This window comes from Pseudomonas sp. TE12234 (genome assembly GCF_054061835.1).
In genome coordinates, this window is record NZ_JBSSEP010000006.1 from 219919 (window position 1) to 241063 (window position 21145).

Consider the following 21145-nt stretch of genomic DNA (forward strand, 5'->3'; position numbering starts at 1 on the left):
GTATTCCAAGTGGTATTCCAAGCCCTCACCTGCTATTTTTTGGAATACATAAACAGCACTGGAATACACCATGGGGGCCCAAGCCACGCGCCTTTCAGACGTAAAAGTCAAAGCCGCGAAGCCGAAGGAAAAGGACTACATACTCACCGACGGCAACGGCCTTCAGATGCGAGTGAGAATCAATGGTTCAAAGCTATGGAATTTCAACTACATCCAACCCGTGACGAAAAAGCGGATAAATATGGGATTGGGCACCTTTCCTGAGGTAAGTCTGGCTCAAGCACGCAAGAGAACCGTGGAAGCGAGAGAGCTCGTCGCCCAGGGGCTGGACCCTAAAGAGAAACGCGACGCCGAGCGGCACGCGAAAAAAGCAGCCACGGAACACACTTTCGAAAATATCTCGGCAGCGTGGTTCGACCTCAAAAAGGATTCAGTTACCCCTGCATACGCCGAGGATATTTGGCGCTCCCTCACGCTGCATGTCTTCCCTGATCTGGCCACCACCCCAATCTCTGCTATCACTGCCCCGAAAGTCATAAATTTGCTGCGCCCCCTCGAGACGAAGGGCAGTCTCGAAACCGTTAAACGTCTAACCCAACGCCTCAATGAGATCATGACCTATGGTGTCAATTCGGGATTGATTCACGCGAATCCGCTCAGTGGAATCCGTTCCGTCTTCAAAAAGCCCAAAAAGAAAAATATGGCGGCCCTTGCGCCCGATGAGCTGAAAGAGCTCATGGTGGCAATTGCCAATGCCAGCATAAAAAGAACTACACGCTGCCTAATTGAGTGGCAACTTCACACCATGACTCGGCCAGCCGAGGCTGCCACTTCCCGCTGGGCTGATATCGACTTCGAAAAGAAGATCTGGACTATACCGGCAGAGCGTATGAAGAAACGTCGGATACACATCATTCCGCTCACGGAACAAGCTTTGGCGCTCCTGGAAGCGATCAAGCCCTACAGTGGATATCGGGAGTACGTTTTCCCTGCAGACCGAAACCCTCGCACCCACTGCAACAGCCAGACCGCCAACATGGCACTGAAGCGCATGGGTTTCGAGGGGCGCCTGGTAAGTCACGGCATGCGATCAATGGCGAGTACCATCCTCAATGAACACGGCTGGGATCCTGAGTTAATCGAGGTTGCGCTAGCCCACGTCGATAAAGATGAGGTACGCAGCGCCTACAACCGAGCTGACTACATCGAGCGCAGACGTCCAATGATGGCTTGGTGGAGCGAGCATATTCAAGAAGCGGCTACCGGCAACCTGTCAGTGTCTGCTATCAAAGAAAACAGAGATAGAAAAGTCGTGTTAATACGTTGATCCACGGCTCAGTATCGGAAAAAACTAGTGGTTTTCGGGTAGAGCGAACGACATGTTGCTTAGCTGCTGCTCATGAAGACATTCAATCGCTACCATCAGCTTCCGGGCAACGATTAAAGCGGTATCGCGCTCAGGCTCCTGCAGCCCGCGCAAGTCGCATCCTTCGACTTGGTGCAGCATCAGTAACGGTGTTCCGCCCCTACCGCATCCAAAACTTTCAATCACGGGGAGGAATTCATAGCCGCTCTTTTGCAACGCCTCGAGCAGCTCAAGGAGCGTGAAGCCTTGACTTTATGAGTAGGGTTGAGGCTATCGAGCTGCAGCTGCCGAAGCCTCATATAGCGGGGAGCCATTCGAAAAGCCTATAAAGGCATATTGACATCGCTCTATCCCCATGGAGAATCTCAGGCACTTTTGTCCACCATGGATGGCCCGCTCGTGTATCGACATATTTTCCTGCAATCCACAGAAGGCTTCGGCGCAAACCTGATCAGCCACGATAGTGCCCTGATGACCCGCGGCACGCTGGGCGGCACCTTCATCTTCTCGTCCATCGGCGACGCCTTGTCTAGGGCCTACGACTCGGCCAAGGAAACCGTCAGCGAGGTTGCCGACAAAGTCGCCGAGACGGTATCCGATGCCTACGATGCCACCGTCGACACCGTCAGCACCGTAGCCGAGTCGGTCTCGGAAACGGCTTCAAGCGCTTATAACTCTACCGTCGAAACCCTCTCCGATGCCGTCGAAACCGTAGGTGATGCGGTTTCCGATGGCTTTGACGCTACCCGCAACTATGTCGAGGACGTGGCCTCGGGCGAAAAGGAAATCGACTACTGGAAGGTGCTCGGCGGCGCCGCGATCGGGGTCGGCGCCGTTGCCGCGGCGCCCTTCACCGGCGGTGGCTCACTAGTCGGTGGCGCAACATTGCTCGGCTCACTAGCCGGAGCCGGCACAATTGCCGTTGCGGTGGGCGCGGGTGTTGCCGGAGCCGTGGTCGCTGCGAATCTCGATGGCGATGAAGAGGCGCACAAGGCTGGCGTCGAGGCTGGTCGCAAGCAAGCCAAGGCCGAGCATCTGGCCGAGATCACAAAGCTGAACCAGGAACTCGAGAAGGCCATGCAAAGCCTCAAGCTTGCTGGCAAGCATTTCAATGCCATCATGGCGCTGAATGCGGTTGCGGTGGCGACCGCCAACTGCAAAGGCGGGATCAGCGAGGAGGATAGGGAAGGTATCGAGCAGTTCATCACAGGTGTCGCCGCAGGCGCCATTCCGGACATTGTAAAGGCCAAGATCGAATCGCTTTACCAGCAGCCACCCACCATCAAGGAAGCCTTCATTTTGGCAATAGAGTCGGGCATGGACATGTCCATCTTCGACGAGATCATCAAACTGTTGGTACTCAGCAAAGCAAGCGTTCACCCGCAGGAAGCAGCCTTCATGCAAGCCTGGAACAGCCTAAAAGCCGCGTAAGGAAAGCGCCCGATGAGCAAACTCGAACAGTTCCGAAAGCAACAAGCCCTGCGCGCGCAACTGGCCAACCGCCCGCTGATTCATGCCGCAGCCAACCCTGAGGACGTGGCGGCCCTGCTGGCCAGCCAAGCCGACACCACGCGCCTTGCCAGTCTGGACTACCATGCCTCGCTGAGCGTCACCCTCCAGGCTGCCCCGCAGGAGGCTCGCGTGCTGCTGGACGAACTTGAGAAGGAGTTCGACCAGGCGCGGGTGAACGATCTGCTGGCCAAGGCACAACGCGATATCGTCGCGGCAATTGCCGGCCCCCTGGGACTGGGTAAGGTCCTTGCGGTGTATGACAAACAAGGGGGCAATGTGACTACTATTCACAATGCCCAACAAGGTATCTATGCCAACACCGACGAACGATACAACCGCGATGACTACGACAGAGGATTGAACAGCCAAGGTAAGAAGTTTGCCGGCGACCACGAGAATTCGGTGGGTGCCACGTTCACCAAAGGCCAGTTGGACAGCAAGGGCCAGCTCACTGATGGCTACACCGGCGAAACCGTCATGGGTAAGCACACCAGCCCCGACCACATCGTACCGCTGAAGTCCTACCACAAGAACGGCGGGTTCATGCAGTCGAAGACCCAGCGCGCCGACTTCGGGACCGATACCGAAAACCTGATCTCCACCCAGCGCAGCATCAACCAATCGATGAGCGATGAAGAGAAACTGGAGTGGGTGGATAAGAAATCCAACGGTCGTACAGTCACCAACGAAGAACACTACGACATCGATCGTGACCGACTCGAGGCAGCAGTGAAACGCGGCCAGACCGCCGCCGACCACCACGGCCCCAGCACCTCGGAAAAAGCCGCCTTCTACACCACCCACGCAGCCCAGACGGGCATGACCGAAGGCTTGAAGATGGGTGCCCAGCAGGCCTTTGGCATGCTGATGGTAGAGTTGTTCAGCAGCTCCCTGGACGAGATCAAAGACCTCTACCGAAATGGCCGCCAGAGCGAGACCGTCCTGGCCGAACTTGGCGAACGCCTGAAGCGTGTCGGCGTCAAGGTTGCAGGCAAGTGGGAGCAGATGCTCGACAGCTTTAGCGGTGGTTTCATCTCCGGTTTCATCTCCAATGCGGTGACCGTGTTAATCAACCTGTTCGTCACCACCGGCAAGCGCGCCGTACGGATGATTCGCGAGGGGATCTTCTCACTACTCAAGGCACTCAAGACCTTCCTTTTCCCACCCAAGAACATGAGCTTCGCCCAGGCGGCACACGAGGCGTTGAAGCTGCTGGCTGCAGGCGGAGTGGTGGTCGGCGGCGTGGCCCTGGAAGAAGCTGCCGAAAAGCTGATCCTCAGCGTGCCCCTGTTCGCCCCTATCGCCGGTGTACTGACGGCGGTGCTGGTGGGAGCGGCGACGGCGCTGAGCATGACCTTTGTCTGCTATCTGCTCGACAAGATCGACCTGTTTGGCGTTGTGCGGGCTGAGCGGGACAGGCAGGTGATCGGGGCGCTGGATACGCGCATCAGTGCGCAGATGGCGTTGTCGGTGAGCGTCATTGAAGAGTTGGATGGGTATTTGCTAGATGCACCCTCGCCGGCTTGAGTTTTACCTACGCTGGAGCGAAGGGTTTACTGCTCCAGCGTAGTCTCCTCCCTACGGATTAAGCGTATCGGAATGCCGAAGTTTGGAAGGTGACTTGGCCGGACGGTTACCGCTCAATCTCTAAGCTCGAAAGCGTATGTCACGCTACCTCGACCCACAATGCGCAGTTTTTTCCTGCCGCGACTTGAGAACGGATTGTCGATCAACAGCGGTTGTACACGATCCGGATCGGTCGCGTTAGAGATGTAGAGAATCCTGTATTTATTTTTGGTATCAGTACTGTATCGCTGCGCGGCGACGAGTTCAGTTGGACCAAGCTCGAATCGGCAGGGATTGCCAGAACTAGCCTTGACCTCGTAGTAATAAGTAGTCTGCTTGTCCCTTACCACGAAGTCGTAGCCCAGACTGTCGTCTCCGTTTTTAGTAGCGAGCATGATGTCGCGGTACCCCGACACCCAGCAGTTCTCATCCAATTCCATCGCATGCTTTTGTAGATGATGCTGCTTGATCCATGCGAACGCCCAAAGCTCGCCAATGAAACCAATAGCCTTGCGCTGCTCTTCCGACATTTGCGTATCGGGTGCAGGCCGATTCCCTACTCCACCACCTCCAGCACCTGAAGTAGTGTTAACAGGGGACGGTGACACATCAGCAAGCGAACAAAACTCCGTCGAATCGCTAGTCAAACGAGATGCCTCACTCAATCTGGCACGCAGCGCGTTCGCTAATTCAGCGTAATTTTCCGTTAGCGCAGAAAACGAGTCGCCCGCAAAAGTGATCTGGGTTCTCAGGCGACGCTGTTGCTCTTTCGCTTGTTTGGCTGCCTCTTGTGCGTCATGCACGGCAGTTAGAGATATTCCCCAGTCTTCAGGCCTTTGACTAGCCAGCTTCCCACTCGGCCAAGCACCGTCCAGGGTAAGCCATTGGACGACAAGATCATCATTGAGCAAGCGGAAGTCATTCCAGCCGCACTGCTGGGCCTGCACTGGCAACCTCAGTTTAGCGGCACCCGGATCTTGCCAAAGCGATCGACAGGCCTGCGCAACCTGCTCGAGAGTTGAGCTCAGCCAAGCCGATACCAGCTTGCCATAGCGCAGCGCAAAACTTTGCAGGAACTGGATATTCTGTTCGCGACATCTGCTTAGCGCTGGCGTTTGAACCGGTAAATCCGTAACTAACTGTTGTTGCTGCAGCCAACCTAGCACATATTTTTCAACCACCAGGTCTGGCAGGTCATCGTACGATTCAAACCAATCAGGGTCAGGGGGCAGAGCCGCCAGCTCAGCGCGAAGCTGCAGATAACGCGCCAGGGAGCCCTGACTATCGAAGTGCCCGAGAAAGTTGGACCGTAAATGCTCGACGTAATGAAATTCGCGGTGTTTGAGGTGTGCTTGAAACTGCCGCGTATGCAGTTCTTTGTTGTTGATCGGAGGGTAATATTTGCCCAGTCTGCTCAGAGTGCCATTGAGCATGGCGAAATCCAGATTGAATGCACTCTGGAGCCCGCGAAAGTCAGCTATCTGGCTCAAACGAGTCAACAGCTCACGCGGTGCGACACCGAAGATGACTGCCAGGTCATTGCAGCACTCCAGCAGCACCTCCTCTCCTACGTCATCGCGCTCTGGTAGCGCCACCAGCTGTTGCACCACTTCATCCCGGTTGTGTAAGACCGCCAGAACATGGGCAAAACGGATCTGCGCAGAAAGGTCTGCCTGAGACAAACGGCGAACGGCATGGACCGAAGACACCTCCATTCCCAGGATTTCTGCGATTTCATCGTTGCTCGGCACTACTTCCCCATCAGGGAAACGCATCATCAGGCGAAGAAAAGCCGCCTCCAGTCCAGCGGCGAGGCCGGGTTGATTCAGCGCCGCAGCCAACTGTTCATGGATCTCTGCGAGCAAACTGAAATCGGGGGCCCGAGCACTCTGCGCAACTAGAATGACTTGGTTACCTATTCGTGTAGTCAATGCGCCCCGCAGTCCAGCAGGGAGCGAGCGAGGCTGCCCACCCATGGAAACGGAAATGCTTTGCCCGACGAGGAAGCGCAACGAACTGGTGTTTTTTCGCAGCTGGGCAAAGCTTTGCGGTGTACGCTGGAAGTGCCCGCCGCCCTTGGACTCGGCGGCGCAAAGAATGAATTCAACCAACCACGCGCCATACAAGTCCGGCAGCAAGGGCAATGTCTGGACCTGGTCAATGGGAATGCCATCAATGTGCACTTCGAGCGTCTGCTCGCTGACCCGTATGAAGCGTCCAGGTGCTTGAGTCTGGAGATGCGTCCAGGCGCCCTGGCGGTCCTTTATGTCGAACTCGAAGAGGGGATCTCCGAGTTCTTCCAGGAGCCGGGTCTTTGCCGAGTTTTCTTCATCGATGAAATAGACGGGTTGGGCTGAAGCCTCCAGTGAAGTGTCCAGCGTCACTGGAACAGCAGTGATCTGGCCCCCGGAGGAAACCGGAATCACTTTAATCTCGGGGTAGCACCCCCTTCGCGCGACCTCATTCCACGCCTTGCTGAACAGCTCTTTAAACCGGCGCACGTCCCGCGACTCGGCAATGCCCTGTTCTGCAGCCGCTGCATAGACCTGGAGCGCACGCTCAGCGTCGTCAGGATCATTCAAAATACCCAAGCCGGCGGGCCGGGTATAGCCCTCATTCAGCAGCTTTGCTATCGGGCGTGCAACGAGCGGCATGAATCGGGGTTTCTGATGATCATCGTCGCTGGAAAAATGCCATGCCTCCTTCGGAGTGACGAATACCGTGTGGTTGACATTGTCCACCACAGGCACCCACGGCACTTGCGTCAGAAATGCCTGAAGTGGTGTTGGCCACTCTACGTGGCCCCATGATGCGCCCCGGGCCGACATGATGAAGCCAAAATACTCCTTCGAAAGGTTCTGAACTGCACGCAACACCTGTACAGCAAAGTCGCGACGCAATTCTGGCGGAAACTGGAGCGAATCGGTCTGGCCTGGCAAACGCCAAGCGCGTAGTTCGCAGTGATAATTTGTGTAGGGGTGGGGAATTTTTTCAGCGAGTTGACTGAGCACATTTCGCCACACCTCACTGCTCTGCTCATCCAGATCAGTGACTGCCGAAGTGATCAAACGCACCATCGGCCAGGCTCTCACCTCCTGTTGTATCCGCCTCGATGAACCTGTCGGCTGCAAGCAATCGCGGACACCCAAAGCGCCAAGAAAGTGGTACCACTGCGCCACGTCTCCGCCACCTTCCCACTCCTTGAAATCCGGTAGCAGCCGGCCTGATGCCGCTGCCAGTTCAGCAGATAGCGCGCCGCAACGCTGCAACAATGTTTCCAGCGCTTTACCGTTGGGGGAAGTCCAACCATTCCCAAACATCGCCTCGGAGGCAGCAACCCATCCTTGCCTGGCGGGAAGGAAAAACCTGAGTTCACCAATCTCAGGAGTCGAGACCAACCAGAAGCGCAATGCCGCTTCGAGTGCCGCCATCTTCGTGCTGTGCGCCGCCTGACTGGAGGTAATGCCTGCCAGCGTTCTCATCACACTGCGGGTGTCGTACTCACGAACCAGTTTTCCATTAACCAGGAAGGTATGAGCGGGTCGGTACCCGTCCTTGGTCAACCAAGGGATCTGCGGGCTGACGAAGGCAAACCACTCACGCAGCTTCTTTGGCAGGCTGGCTAAAGGTGCGTGTTCGCCATCGTTTTCATCCTCTGCACCCACCCGGGCGGCAGGAGGGAAGTAGATGTCGGTGGTTCTGGTTTTCCTCTTCGATTTAATCCTGGAGCTTGCAATCAGCTCGCCGTCCTGGCCCAACAGGAAGTGCTTGTCGAACAAGGCAGAGGGACTTTCCTTGAGACTAATCGCAACCTCGTCATAGAAAAGTGCCCACGTTTCTATCGATACCTTTTTTTTGTAAAGACGTAGAGCAACTGCCTCCACCCATTGCGCCATAGTTTCGGGCGCAGGATCGAAGTCCTTGTCAATCAGGTCGAAAAACGCGACAAATGCATCGCGCTGAAGAGCCGTCACGCTGGACGTAAAGATGTCCGCCAATGTGGCCGAGACGATCGCTTCGCTGGAAAACATGGCCCCAGGCGATGTGTCCCATAGATGAGTACTGGTCGCTGGCGCCCAACGAACACTACCGGCGGCTGTCACTACTGGAAGGATGGGTTGTTCCAGGAACGATGAATCACTTTCGCTGAATGTCCGCCTGATAATTTCGGCATAGGGTTCACGCCAACACATCAAATCGATCACTGCACCAGGTGACGTCGGCCAGTCCCGCTCAATAAGGAACTCAATTCCCGGACGCACAAGTTTTGCTGCTGACTGAATGAAATACTGGTTCAGACCGACGCTTTCCTTGATCGAACGACGATTCATGTTCGTATAAAAATTGGCATTGATGTAACCAGCGAAGGGAGCAACGGCCTCTGCGCCAAGCGGGAGAAAACAGTACAACAAACCTTTTTCGGCAGAGGCATCCAGGCGCACCACAACAGTAATACGGGCCGAGCCTTGCCAGTCCTGCCATTTAGCAGGTAGCTCTCCCTTGCCGACGCTGTCTTCGAGTTGCTGGCGAAACTCCACGGCGTCAAGATCTGCACTCAGGAAGAGAAACTCCTGCTTGTCACCGACCGCAACACGCTGGATATCCACCTGGTCGCGTTTCCAGGACTGGCGCACCGTGCGACTGAGCGTATGCACCTGCCCAGGCTCACGCTCAATGGTGATGCGCGCCAGGCGCTCGAGAAAGAGATGAAGCGGTGTCTGCAACGTGCACAACCATTCAATCTGCTCGAGGACGGATGCTCTTGCTTGCGCAGAGTCCAGCGGCATACGAACAACCGATGCGAATCCTTCGCACGCAAACCTCGGAACCAACCCCGGACGATCCTCTGCAACAACAGGCAGGAACCAGCACGGCATGTTCCGCAGGATTTCTCCCGCAAGTACAGGATCCTCACCTGTCTCCGTCAGAATGGTCTCGATATCGCTTTGCTCAGCGAAGCGAAAGCAGTAACCGTCAAAACTATTGCCGCCCGCACTATCACTGACGGAATAGACCTGCGGCCATTGACAAATTTGCAGCACACTGCGAAAACCGAGCCCCTTGTTACCGATGCTTTCGTTTACAGATTTACTGCTCAGCGCGATTTGCGTGATGGACTCAAAGTTTCCTGCGCAAAAACCGTTCCCCCGGTTAGCAACGTAGAGGCAACCATGAGGCAATTCGTCCGGGGAGAAAACAATGGCGACCTCACCATCATTGTGTCCATGCGGATGAGCGTCATGAGCGTTCTGGATGAGTTCGACAAGAAAGCGATTTCCGTAGTCGTCAGAGACGTTCAGCGAAAGGTTACGGGCACTCTTGTGAACTTGAGTCTTGCCGCGGCTGAGAAGGTACGCCTCAATTTCCGCGCGGGTCTTGGACTCGATATCCCGCCGGGCTTCCACTGATTTGGAAGGCACTTCGAACTTGCTCATGATTGTCTCCGACAATTATCCATCTCGGCGTACCCTGTCCAGCGACCAGGCAGGCAGTGTCATATCACCGCCAGATCTGTGCATGCAGGATATGGAACAAGTATTCGACGATTTTCCCGGCCGAGGCATTCGGATCAGTATTCAGGTCCTGCGCTGCGAGCGGACTATGTCCACGGTAGAAGGTGTCTTGTAGTCGAGGTAATTCCTGCCGCTGTAATCGAGCGGGCATGCATGGAGCTGTACAGGACAGCAGTAGGCAGAGGATCACCTTTTCGCGCAAGGTTCCCCTTGGTCGGTGATCGCCGGATCTGGCCATGGCCTCGAACAATTTATGCATGAAGCACGAGAGATGGAACATCTCGTCCTCACTCATGACAAGCCGTTGATTGAGAGCGACATTGACATGGCAATCGAATCGTATTTGATTGTTGACCGATGGCAACGCACGTCCAGGCCAGAGGAATTCGCTGGCGGCTTCAAGCACATCTGGCTGTACGCCATCGACAACAAACGCAAATCCCTCGCGCTCGCACTCTTCGCCATCAAATGGTTGGCTGCGATGCAGCACGACCGAAGGAGCAATCGGTTCTCGAGACGAAGCGTCCCGTAACTCCACCTCGATGAAAAAGCCGAGATGCTCCAGATCTGCCAGTGCGCTCAGGATGATTTCGACCAGTTGCTTACGGTAGTCCCTGTTTTGCTGTCCCTGGTGTTCGAAAATAGCCCCTTCGATCTCCTTGATTTCCCAGAGGATGCGATGCAGGGGAGGTGTAGTGCGGTTGTACCAATCGCGCAGTTGCTGCGCGATATCGGATACCGGCTCGACCAACACGGCATGAGCCCTGATTTGCCGAAGCGCTTGTAACTCGCTCTGCAGCGTCACGATTTCTAATCGGGCAGCTTTGAGCGAAGTTTGAAGCTGCCTGTCACGTGCCTTGAGGCTTTTGACTAGTTCATGACCGGCAGCGAGATTAGTAAGCCTGGTTTGTCCTGCAATCGGTCCATCGAAACGAGCCACCGGCACGCGCGTGCCCTGCCCAAGCAGTTGATCACACCAGGTGGCAAAGGTCAGGTCTTGTGCCGCTGCTGCCGGTATTCCACCCTTGAGCGCGCGATCAAGTTCCGCATCTTCTAGCCCGGAAAAATCCGCCAGGACACCATATTTGCTCAGCACGCTTAGTTGTGCTGCTTTAGCTTTCTTCTCCAAACCCACGCTTGCTCTCCTTGGCACGGCAGCATCTGCTGTCGGATGGTCGAGAGCATGCCAGCAGGCAGGGCAAACTGCCAGTATTCCAATCTACCTAGCTATGCCCTTTGAAAAAGTTTCACTGAAGCGGCTTTGGCTGGCTACCGAATGCGTATTGATTTGCCCCCAACAAAGCCCGATCCCTTTACCACTTAAGATTATCGCCTGTCGGCGAGCCTCCCAACTCGTGATATCAACTTCATCCACGATTCAGAATCGCCGTCGTGCCAGAAACTCGGCTATCGCCGCCTCAAAACATCATGCAGCCCGCATCCTCAGCCCGTTGCTCCCACACTTCGGACACCGATCAAACCACTCCCCCGGCCTCAATGCATCACTGCGCGGCGCTACTGTTTTCTTCCAACCGCACTCTTCACAAACATACCTAAAGGGCCTGGGTTTCATTGGCATTTCTGCTCCCCTGAGTACTTGTCTGGGTCCACTACCGTCAGCCCTCTCAACTACCGGGATACGCAAACTCGATCTGCTGATCGAACTCCCCGCCATACCCGCAGTACTCAAGCGGAACACGGTCGATATACTCGGCCATTTGTTCGATCACCTCACGCAGTTCCAGTTGTGCAAGCCAGCGCTGAGGGATAGCGGCGGCGCCGTACTGCACGCCGAGTAAGTGGCCGGCTATAAGGCCGGTGCTGTCGCTGTTGCCGCCGTGGTTTACCGCCGTGATGACACCGTTTTCAAATGAGTCCGCAAACATTGCGAACCACAGCCCGATGGCCAGCACCTCTTCGGCAATCCAACCACCCCCGAGTTCAGCGATGCGTTGCGGGGTGGGCCGGTAGCCTTCGTAGAAGAAGAACAGCAGGCGCTCGATCAGGCTGCGGGTTTCTTCCATACCGGGCTTATGTCCGTGTTTGGCCAGGCCTTCACTGACAGCGTGTTCGAGGCTGTCTTGCCAGTCGACCATGCGCTGGAGGATGTCCGCGAACAAGCCTGCGGTCAGGTAGCCAGCCGGGTGCCCATGGGTCAGGCGGCCGGACTGGACTGCGTAGTCGAAGGCGTTGCCAAAGAATGCACAAGGCGCAACGCGGACCAGGGCGCCGCAGCCCTTGCTTTTGTTCTCCGCGATAGCACCAAGCCGTTGGCTGACCTTTAGGGCCATGAGACAGGTGGAGCCTGGGGCGCGGCGCGACCAAAGTGCCGATTGCTCCATCAGCCATCCGTCCTGGCTGACCGCTACCGGTGCGGGATAATCCTGGGTCAGCAACCAGCGCAGCAGGGCATGGTGGATAACGCTCGGCACATGGCAATCCCCACCCGAGCTGCCACGCACAAAAGCCCGCAGCAAACCTTCGGCAGTAAAGAGCATCATCTGGGTGTCATTCGTGATGGCGCCGGTAACGCCGTAGGCCGGGGCGAAGTCGACGATACCGTGGCGGCCGTACTTGGCTTCGATCACCGACCACTCGAGGAACTCCGCTGGCGCACCTAGCGCATCACCGACAGCACCGCCCAGCAGGCAACCCTTAATCCGTTCAAGCCTTGTCATGTCCTTTCCCTTCACACTGCTGGTATCAAGTCTTGCAAAATCACCAGCTTTCTTTGCAACTGCTCGATGTGCGCTTTCTCTGCTCGCAGCGCCGAACGTAGTTCCCGGTTTTCCATTTCCCAAATCTGCGCCCAGCGCACGTTTTTTTGACAACCAAGAGCCATTTGCAAGAGCTCGCGTAACCTCAGGTACTGCAGCAAAAGCACCAGCAGGATTGCCCCCATCACCAGCAATGCTCCTATCGAAACCGCGTCCCATGTAGCCATGTCCACTTCCTTCCGTGAGTTCGAAAAATCTCGAAGACATTCACACGATATGTAGTGTTGAACGACAGGTCTAGAATGTAGACTTATACAGGTAAAATATTCGCGCACATGGAGAGGGTATGAAACGCAAGCAGTCCATCGAACAGGTACGCTGGGACCTGGCACTTCGCTATCGTTTGATTGAGACAGTCGCCTGGTGGGAGGGCAGGCTAACCACGAGGCACTTGATGCAGAGCTTTGGCATCAGTCGGCAGCAAGCGTCGAAAGACATCAATACCTACATCACCGACCATGCGCCCAAAAACTTGACATATGACAAACAGCTCAAGGGCTATTTGCCGAGCAAGCAGTTCAAACCCCTGTTCATCGATGACAGTGCCAGTGCCTATCTACACCTGCTCTATCAGAATAATGAGCGTGCCCCACACATTGACGGACTGGCTCTTGCCTACGCTCACACCAAGGTGTTGGAAGTGCCGGATCGGTCCATTCGGCCGGAGGTCCTGCGCCCCTTGCTCAAGGCCTGTCGTGAAGGCCTGCGCTTGGAAACCGAATACGTGTCGTTTAATACACCGAACGTGGAGGTTCGCCTCATCGCCCCTCACACGCTGGTCTACACCGGCATGCGCTGGCATGTGCGGGCTTACTGCGAAAAGAACGGCCAGTACCGCGACTTCGTACTCAGCCGCCTGCGCGGGCAGCCGGACTTGCTCGACGAATCGCCGAACACACGGGAGCTGGATGAAGACTGGAATGTCGAGATTCCGATTATCTTCGAGCCCGATGGGCGATTGAACGAGGCGCAGAAGGCAATCATCCAAACCGACTTCGGGATGACGCAAGGACAATTGGTGGTGCCCAGCCGCAGGGCCTTAGTGAAATATGTGTTGCAGCGTTATCGAATCGACCCGCGCAACCTGGCGACGAGCCCTGAGGCCCAGCAAATTGTGGTGAGCAACCTCAAGGAACTGAGGCCGTGGCTGATGCATGACTGATTCTCAAATCCCTGAGACGAGGGGCATGATGCCCCAAGTCGATGGCCGGCTCATGCTCGTTCAGGTGCAGCTATATCTGCTCAACCTGGCACACATCTGTTGCCAGATAAGCGCCGCACCCAGGTAGTTGTCGATTTCTCGGATAAGCAGCTGCGTCGCTATGTCGTGATGCCCCACTAACATGGTCACATTTTGGGCGGTGGGACCCTCGTTGTTCCTCGCGTTCAGATCACGGCTGAACATCATGAAGCGGTTGGCAAAGTACTTCGCTGCTTTGGCGTGGCCGTTCACGGCCAGCCAATGGGGTGGCGCATTACCCACTGCATCACGGTCATTCAGGCTACGCCCTTGCCGACATCCAGGTGGTAGATTGAATACAAATTGAACCTCTGAAATCCTGCACAACCTCATCACTTGTTGAGTATTCGGATGGGTAAATGAATTCCGACAGCCCGAATCAAAATCACATCAGCACCAACAGGTTATCATCGAACCAGACTCATGCCTGAGCGATCTGGGTCAGCGGCTCCAGCTGGTAAACGTCCAGCATTTCACAGTGTCTTTAAACCGGCTCCAGCCGATAGGTGACGGATGGATCAGTGAGCTCAAAGAACAGTTCGCCCTCGGATGAGGCCGCCGGTGTCGCCGCGGTACCCCAGAACGTTGAAGCCTCTCTGATGTAGTGGCAAACCTCTCCAATTAAGCTGTTTGCATGATGCAGGTCTTCAAGTTCGTCTCGCCTCAGCCCCGGCATGAACAACTGGGCTATCTGCTGCTTCTGAACAGGATCCAAGGCAACAAATGTCTGCCCATGGCCGCTTACCCATCGGGTGACGGTTCGAATATCTGGATGCTCTCGGGCATCACGGACTGTCAGTTGAGCGATATGCACGTGATTCGGATCGACGATCACACGACAAGCTATGTAGTGCTCGCCGTTGATCAGAGGCGCACTTGCATTGACAAGCGCCAGCTCTGCCGTGGGGCTGGCATAAATGGCGTGCCGCCGGGAAGGCATGCTTTCTGGCCTTAACCATTCCCAAAGATTGTCGACTATGTAGGGCACGTTGCTTGGAATGCGTACAGTCGGATGACGACTCTGTCCCTTTCCAGCCTTCTCTATCTGGCTGGACGGAATCGCTCTAAAAAGCTCCATATGACCTCTCTGCTGCATTGCTGGATGAGCCCGCGCATCCTATATCGATTCGTTGCCAATTGGCACTCACCATCCATGGCGGGCATCTCTGTTGCCCAGTTGCTCTCCTGATTAATCACATCGTCTCGCCAGAAACGATAAAGCCGATCCTTTGGGTCAGGAGTTACGTTAAAGGTCGAGCGGTAGGCATCTGCGAGGCGCTCACTCGCCAGCGCCCCATCACTCATGGCCGCGCACTGTAACCAGAAAAGTCACTGCCGGGCCAAATTCGGAGGACGACTAATCCAGGGCCAGCCAAGAAGAAATCCAGCCGTCGAGGATTTCAGCCGAACCAGCTGACGACATCTGTATCAACAATCAGGTCTTTCCCGGTCACTGCAGTTTCCGCCCTATGTCCTGGGCCTCGATGATCATGCGATCGAGCAGAGCGAGCATGTCATCGACATCAATTTCCTGGAAGCAGCCCTTCGCCTCCTGCTCTAGGATCATGGCGGCGAACTCCTCGCTGTATTCGACCTCACCCTCGGTCTCAATTTGCGCGGGTGCTGGGTCATCCGAGTGACCATCCTCTTGATCGTTACACATCACGAACCTCGCATTGAAATGGGACCTTAGCTGAACGGTCGCGCCAACTTGGCCTTGAAGATTTCCAGCCGCATATCAGGCCGGGCATCCAGATCAGCGCTCTGGCTCGAAAACCAGTTTTTGCCCTCACGTAGCGCGTCGCTGGGCGGTACTGTTGTGGTACACCAGTGGCATTGAGCGCAGGTGAAGATAAAAGGACGGGCCGTGCTGGGTATTAAAGGAGACACCAGTTGGAAGCAGACAAAGGACGACGTTGTCGACGTTATCGGCGTTTGTCAGGCCGAATCAGAGGCACGTCGGTCCAGCTCCTGTTTCATCTCTATGTATTCACGGACAAACTCGTAGCCCTTCTTGGCAACAACGATGACACCGATAATTGCGAACAGATTTTTCATATCACAACCTCTAGGGATTGAAGGGTTTCAGCGGTTTGGATCGGTGTAAGCCATCGCTCGACCTGCTGATGCGACAAGCATGAGGGGCCAGCGACGGGAAGTGTCGCGCCCCTTGAAGCCGCTACTCACACAGGGCCACCGTTTCGTCGGCCGTTCCGTACCTGACCGCCATGCACAAACCGTTGACCAGGTTCATGTCTTGCGGCGTCTGGCAGCGAATGGCCGTCAGATCAGGGCTGGCGACGATACAGGCCAGCGACTTCGCCCGACTGACCGCCACATTCAAACGGTTTTTCGAGTACAGGAAGCCGATGTCCCTGGGCAGGTAGTCTTCGTTCGACGTCGCCATTGAGACGATGACAATCTCCGCCTCTTGCCCCTGAAACTTATCCACAGTGCCGACACGCGCCCCCGCAGGCAGCACCTGCTTCAACAGCTGTACCTGCAAATTGTAGGGGGCCACGACCAGGATGTTTTCGAGCGAGACCGCGTGCTCCTCGCCGGTGTTATCCACATAGCGCTGGTGCAGAAAGTACGTGTAAAGCGCTTTGACGTACGCGGCTTCTTCGTCGGAACTCTGGCCGTTGCCGTCGTGTTCCACAGGGCAAAACATCAGGCCGCTGCTGGGTACGTCCGGTCGTTGGCCATCCAGTCGCAACACCTGCCGCTCGGTACCTGGCGCCGACGAAAGTTGCCCTTCGTACACCGCATGAGAAATGAACGAGCAAACGTGCGGGTGCATCCGCCAGGTTTGCGCCAGGAACACCCCACGGTCAGGCGCGATGGTGGGCGTGCCGTCCAGCAGATAGTCGAGGATCGAATCGCCGGAGCGGCCCGGATGCACGCCTTGTATCGGTTGTGACAATTGCATCTGGTCGCCCATCAAAACGATGTTGCGTGCAGCCATGCCCATGGTGACAAGGTTCGCCACACTCACTTGGCCGGCCTCGTCGATGAAGAGGTAATCCAACGCCTCGGTGAAGGTGGCGTCGGCAAATAGCCAGGCGGTGCCGGCCGTCAAGGCAATGTCCGCATTCCAGGCCGCACGGAAGCCCTTGGTGTCCTCTATGGAGCGAATGCAGCGGCCGATGAATTCACTGCCCTCTCCGTTCGAGGACTTTTTGAGTCCCTTGAACGTGACCCCCTCCGCTTGCGCACGGAACTCAACAGCGGCCAACAGGTTGTTGATGGCGTGGTGCGAATTGGAAGTCACGCCAATGCGCTTGCCCGCCTTGATCAAATCCACGATGACGTGCGAGCCGGTGTAGGTCTTGCCTGCACCTGGCGGTCCTTGAATGAACAGCATGCTGTTCTCAAGGTTGCGCACCACCTGCTTGATGGCATCAGTCATCGGCAAGCGCGGATCAAGCAGCGGAGCCCCCGGTTCGATGCCTTTCACTCGCGGAGCGCGTCGATGCAGAAAGTCTGCAACCGCCTGGAAGCGCTGCTCACCGACCAAGACGCTGTCGGCATAGCGAAACAGTGCCGCGCGCAGTGAAGTCGACGGGATCGGCGTACCGGGAATCAAGTCGAAGTCGTCCGGTGGCGCTTTGTTCGCGGTGGCCTTGAACGTCGCCAGGCAAGTGTCATGGTCCAGGTGAACCAACTGCACACTGGCCAAGGACTCGGAGATGACGCCTGGGGAGCCCGCGCGCATCTTGCTTTCTTGAGGCTCAAAACTGTACTCAAATAGAAATGACCTATCGATCGATTCGGCCGGCGTTTTAGTCCGCCGTAAACCAGCCAGGCTCTCGATATCTTCCAGCAACTCCTCTGTATTCATGTCCTGACGGCTGAACAGCTGCCACCATGTCGGTTTGTCTGCACGACGGTGAAAGTCGAGTAGCTGGAAGGTGAGCAACCTCACCTGCTCCGCTTCGCTGAGCAAGCGTTCGTCGGCGAGCAGGCCCGCAAGCAAACGTACGCGATAATTTTCCAGACGAACCTCAATCTCCTTTTGCTCCGCTACCGTTTTCTCGCTTTCGGCTTCAGGCCCGGAAAGAGTTCCCGCATCCGACGGTTTAATGCTCAAAAGCCAGTTGCGCAGAAGATAGGTAGATAGCACGTCGTCTTCGTTGTACCGCTCGATCTGTTCGAGTAAGGCCAACTCGCCAGTCTCTTTCCAACGCTCATAAAACACGATGCTCGCACCGGCATTGGTAACGTCGCCGCCGCGCTGTCCCATGTAAAAGTGCTCAATGTTCTTGATCGAGTAGCTGGGCTCTGACACCCGGATCGATTCGCGCACGACCTTGTAGAGGTCGATCAGCTTGCCGTTGCGTAGCAGCCAGTCCACTTGTGCCTCGCGCGTGCCGTGCTGGCTCATCAGGCGCTTGATGGCCGTCTCTTCATAGCTGGCATAGTGGTAGACATGCGCGTTGGGGTAACGCTTGAAGTGGACGATGACCCAGTCGATAAACTGTTCGAACGCGATCTTCTCTTCCTCTCGGCTATGCGCCCAGAAGGGTTTGAAGGATTGTTGGCCACCTTCGTCGATATACAGACCGAAGAGGTACTCCAGGCCGCCCTCCTCCAGCGGATTGCCTTCCATATCGAAGAACAGATCGCCATCGGCCGCGCTGGGCATCCGACTAAAACCACGCCGTTCACCCACGACCGGCAGAAACTCGAACAGCGGGGCATCACTGGAGCGCCCCTGGAACTGCAAGCGCGCCTGATGGCGCAACTTGCTCAGTGACTCCACTTGCAACTTGGGGATGCGCAAGTCATCGCTACTGTCCGCCAATTGTTGCAATGTGGTCACACCGCCAGCCTGCAATTTCTTGATTTGCGAGCGGCTGATGCCGGCGACTGCCGACAGGTGATCGTCATTCAGCCGTTGTTCATCACAGCGATCACGCCACACACAAAACCCGCAATGCCCGCATGGCTCCGGATAAGTCACACGCTGTCCTTCACTGTTCACGAACGCAGTGAACCGCTGCAGTACTTGCTCCAGATAATCGGCGTAGTCAGCGACCCGAAATGCCTGTTCCGTACGTGCAGCATCACCAAGCACTACATACATAAACTGAGGCTGTACGCCCTGGATCGCAATCAGCATTCGCGAGTAAAGTGCAACCTGCACAAGGAACTTGGCCTTTGCAGCTTTGGCCAGCTTCGTGTCGATGACCTCATAGCTGTGATCGCCCAGCGCCGACCCCCGCGGCACCTTACGCAGGAAGTCGGCGTGCCCGATAAAGGCACCTTCCTGAAGCGACGCCTGAAAGATGATATCTGCGCCAGCCTTCATTGCCTCAATTGTCAGTTCCACCCGGCGCGCGAAACTTGGATTGCCCTCGGCAATGTCGACTACGTTGGCATGTTCGCTTTTTAACCGTTCGAAAAAGGCGGCTTCATGGGCCAGGCCTTTTTCCTGAATCAATCGGTTCTGATCGCTCGCCGCCGCTTTCTCCATAGGAGCGACAAGGTTTTGAAGATCCAGCGCCGTGAGGTGCTGACACTCGAGAAAACCGCAGATGTCAGAGGCGGAATACAACTGAATTCCGTTTCGGGTTTGCATGGTTGTATCCACTCCTGTGAAACGTGCCGCGGGCGCTTTATGCTGCGCGAATGTCGTGTGTGTGTGTGTGAGTCAGACGTCGAGCGAACAGTCCTGGTAAAACTGCTTGAACAAAGCCGTCGGCAAATGCTGAGCATCGAGCAGGCCGAAGTGCTTGCCCACGTTGCGCCCCAAGGCCATAAGCGTCCTTGCAGAATTCTCGGTACCGGCATATCCGGCACTCAGGATGTAGTCGACGCGATCCTTGTCAGTCGTCGCACGCACATACGCATTGCCCGTGATCAATACATCCACCAGACAGACACTGACGCGTTCATCCCCCATCGTGAAAGGCTCCAATGCTTCGGTCGACAGGGCCGCGCGCAGCCCGTCCTCGCCACCGGCGACAATACGCTCAAGCGCTGCAAGTGGCCGACCGAACAAGTCGAACTCTTCAATGGAAAATGGGAAACAGTAGCCCAGCGCGGTAGCGCGCGTGAGTGGCTTCTCGTTACGCGGTTCGGCCAACAACCAGTCAACAAAGGATGCCTTGTTGTCGAGCGCACCGCTGCGACGGAAGGCCAGATAATCCCGGAGCACCTGGCTGAAGGGGTGCCCCGTGGGTACCCAGCCAATACTGCCAGGCTCCCGAAGTGGTACCTCGACCTCTGGCGCAGCAGCCTTGAGATCAGGTGCCAGCGTCAGACCAAAGCAGCGAAGGTCATAGCCGAGCATGAACAGGCTTGCCTCAACCGCATGGCAACGCGCGGACAGTGTCCCTTGTTCAGCAAACCAGCCGGTGCGTTCGAGCAGCGCTCGGATAATCCAGCCCAACCGCACCTGCCAGCGCGCCCACGCAGCATAGTCGATCGCCGAAAACTGAGGTGCTGCCAAACCGTTCAAGAACGCTCCCGGGTTGCGGATCTGGCTACCACGCGCGCCGCCGGATGGGAACATCAGCAAGGGTTTACCACGCCCCGCCCACTGCTGACGAAACAGCGAATACAACATCGCAATCGCAGCGCCCACACGACTGTCATAGATTGGAGAACCGGACAAATCTAGCAAGGCGTGAATCTTGGTCAGGCCAGAATCGAAACGCTCGACACTGCTTGCGTCGAGGTCATCCAGGTCATTTTCACCGTCGAGCGACATGAGCCCGGCCGCCTTTTGCAGATAGCTCGACAACTCACCCCTTGCCGCCAGCCGATGCAAGAATGGAATGGCACCCCGCACGCCACCCCAACGAAGAATCTGCAAACACGCCTGAAGCGCTTGTTGTTCATCACCGGCGTTGACCGCACTTGCTAGCCACTCACGAAGTTGCCCCAGAGAGCGTTGGGTCTGAGCCCAGGTTTCAGAGTCAACCGCGCTCTGGTTGGAGTCGTGCCAGTTTGCCTTCCAGCGATAATGCTCAAGTACCTGCTCGATCCCCTGGACATCAACCGTCAAACCGCCAGGTACAAACTTGCTGGATTTAAAGCGCAACTTGAACGTGAGCGTCGGCAAGTTGGCTGCCAGCCATGCAATGAAAGACTCCACTTCGGTTTGTGCCAGGAACTGTTCACGCTTCATGCAGGCCGCCTTGCGAGCAATGTCGAATGGCCATAC

At 56.2% G+C, this 21145-nt stretch carries 12 protein-coding genes; 4 read left to right on the forward strand and 8 right to left on the reverse strand.

Features of this window, described 5'->3' with window-relative positions; translation table 11 throughout:
• Nucleotides 1-70 precede the first annotated feature (70 nt).
• From ACVWYU_RS12450 to ACVWYU_RS12460, 3 genes are all read left to right on the forward strand, one after another.
• A complete protein-coding gene (locus tag ACVWYU_RS12450) occupies nucleotides 71-1327 on the forward strand; it encodes an integrase domain-containing protein (protein WP_457372786.1) in 1257 nt (418 codons plus the stop codon).
• Between the two features lie 423 nt (nucleotides 1328-1750).
• The gene (locus ACVWYU_RS12455; RefSeq protein ID WP_457372787.1) at nucleotides 1751-2797 is read left to right on the forward strand and encodes a hypothetical protein; all 1047 of its coding nucleotides are present in this window, start codon (nucleotides 1751-1753) and stop codon (nucleotides 2795-2797) included.
• A 12-nt stretch (nucleotides 2798-2809) separates the two neighbouring features.
• Entirely contained in the window at nucleotides 2810-4405 is a 1596-nt protein-coding gene (locus ACVWYU_RS12460) for a hypothetical protein (protein WP_457372788.1), read from the forward strand.
• Between the two features lie 113 nt (nucleotides 4406-4518).
• Here ACVWYU_RS12460 and ACVWYU_RS12465 read toward each other — a convergent pair whose 3' ends face one another.
• The 4 genes from ACVWYU_RS12465 to ACVWYU_RS12480 all read right to left on the reverse strand — a co-directional run bounded on the left by ACVWYU_RS12465 (nucleotide 4519) and on the right by ACVWYU_RS12480 (nucleotide 12901).
• Nucleotides 4519-9879 carry a sacsin N-terminal ATP-binding-like domain-containing protein gene (locus ACVWYU_RS12465; RefSeq protein ID WP_457372789.1) on the reverse strand — a complete coding sequence of 1787 codons (5361 nt, stop codon included), beginning with the start codon at nucleotides 9877-9879 and terminating at the stop codon, nucleotides 4519-4521.
• Nucleotides 9880-9943: 64 nt separating this feature from the next.
• Nucleotides 9944-11092, reverse strand: coding sequence for a hypothetical protein (locus ACVWYU_RS12470; protein WP_457372790.1), 1149 nt, complete (start codon nucleotides 11090-11092; stop codon nucleotides 9944-9946).
• A 490-nt stretch (nucleotides 11093-11582) separates the two neighbouring features.
• On the reverse strand, nucleotides 11583-12635 hold the full coding sequence (locus ACVWYU_RS12475; protein WP_457372791.1) for an ADP-ribosylglycohydrolase family protein: 1053 nt from the start codon (nucleotides 12633-12635) through the stop codon (nucleotides 11583-11585).
• 11 nt (nucleotides 12636-12646) lie between these two features.
• Nucleotides 12647-12901 carry a hypothetical protein gene (locus tag ACVWYU_RS12480; RefSeq protein WP_457372792.1) on the reverse strand — a complete coding sequence of 85 codons (255 nt, stop codon included), beginning with the start codon at nucleotides 12899-12901 and terminating at the stop codon, nucleotides 12647-12649.
• A gap of 119 nt (nucleotides 12902-13020) precedes the next feature.
• Between ACVWYU_RS12480 and ACVWYU_RS12485 the strand changes: the two genes are divergently transcribed.
• Nucleotides 13021-13896, forward strand: coding sequence for a WYL domain-containing protein (locus ACVWYU_RS12485; RefSeq protein ID WP_457372793.1), 876 nt, complete (start codon nucleotides 13021-13023; stop codon nucleotides 13894-13896).
• A gap of 562 nt (nucleotides 13897-14458) precedes the next feature.
• Here ACVWYU_RS12485 and ACVWYU_RS12490 read toward each other — a convergent pair.
• From ACVWYU_RS12490 to ACVWYU_RS12505, 4 genes are all read right to left on the reverse strand, one after another.
• Nucleotides 14459-15052, reverse strand: a complete 594-nt coding sequence (locus tag ACVWYU_RS12490; RefSeq protein WP_457372794.1) for a hypothetical protein — start codon at nucleotides 15050-15052, stop codon at nucleotides 14459-14461.
• Between the two features lie 372 nt (nucleotides 15053-15424).
• Nucleotides 15425-15637 (reverse strand): hypothetical protein, encoded by a 213-nt coding sequence (locus ACVWYU_RS12495; RefSeq protein ID WP_457372795.1) that lies wholly within the window; start codon nucleotides 15635-15637, stop codon nucleotides 15425-15427.
• Nucleotides 15638-16153: 516 nt separating this feature from the next.
• Nucleotides 16154-19555, reverse strand: coding sequence for a TM0106 family RecB-like putative nuclease (locus ACVWYU_RS12500; RefSeq protein ID WP_457372796.1), 3402 nt, complete (start codon nucleotides 19553-19555; stop codon nucleotides 16154-16156).
• 72 nt (nucleotides 19556-19627) lie between these two features.
• Nucleotides 19628-21109, reverse strand: a complete 1482-nt coding sequence (locus ACVWYU_RS12505; protein WP_457372797.1) for a hypothetical protein — start codon at nucleotides 21107-21109, stop codon at nucleotides 19628-19630.
• Between the last annotated feature and the right edge of the window lie 36 nt (nucleotides 21110-21145).

Coding starts and splice junctions, on each gene's coding strand:
- ACVWYU_RS12480 (WP_457372792.1), bottom strand. CDS start 12,901: ATGGCTACATGGGACGCGGTTTCGATAGGAGCATTGCTGGTGATGGGG.
- ACVWYU_RS12505 (WP_457372797.1), bottom strand. CDS start 21,109: ATGAAGCGTGAACAGTTCCTGGCACAAACCGAAGTGGAGTCTTTCATT.
- ACVWYU_RS12450 (WP_457372786.1), top strand. CDS start 71: ATGGGGGCCCAAGCCACGCGCCTTTCAGACGTAAAAGTCAAAGCCGCG.
- ACVWYU_RS12455 (WP_457372787.1), top strand. CDS start 1,751: ATGGATGGCCCGCTCGTGTATCGACATATTTTCCTGCAATCCACAGAA.
- ACVWYU_RS12475 (WP_457372791.1), bottom strand. CDS start 12,635: ATGACAAGGCTTGAACGGATTAAGGGTTGCCTGCTGGGCGGTGCTGTC.
- ACVWYU_RS12485 (WP_457372793.1), top strand. CDS start 13,021: ATGAAACGCAAGCAGTCCATCGAACAGGTACGCTGGGACCTGGCACTT.
- ACVWYU_RS12500 (WP_457372796.1), bottom strand. CDS start 19,555: ATGCAAACCCGAAACGGAATTCAGTTGTATTCCGCCTCTGACATCTGC.
- ACVWYU_RS12495 (WP_457372795.1), bottom strand. CDS start 15,637: ATGTGTAACGATCAAGAGGATGGTCACTCGGATGACCCAGCACCCGCG.
- ACVWYU_RS12460 (WP_457372788.1), top strand. CDS start 2,810: ATGAGCAAACTCGAACAGTTCCGAAAGCAACAAGCCCTGCGCGCGCAA.
- ACVWYU_RS12490 (WP_457372794.1), bottom strand. CDS start 15,052: ATGGAGCTTTTTAGAGCGATTCCGTCCAGCCAGATAGAGAAGGCTGGA.
- ACVWYU_RS12465 (WP_457372789.1), bottom strand. CDS start 9,879: ATGAGCAAGTTCGAAGTGCCTTCCAAATCAGTGGAAGCCCGGCGGGAT.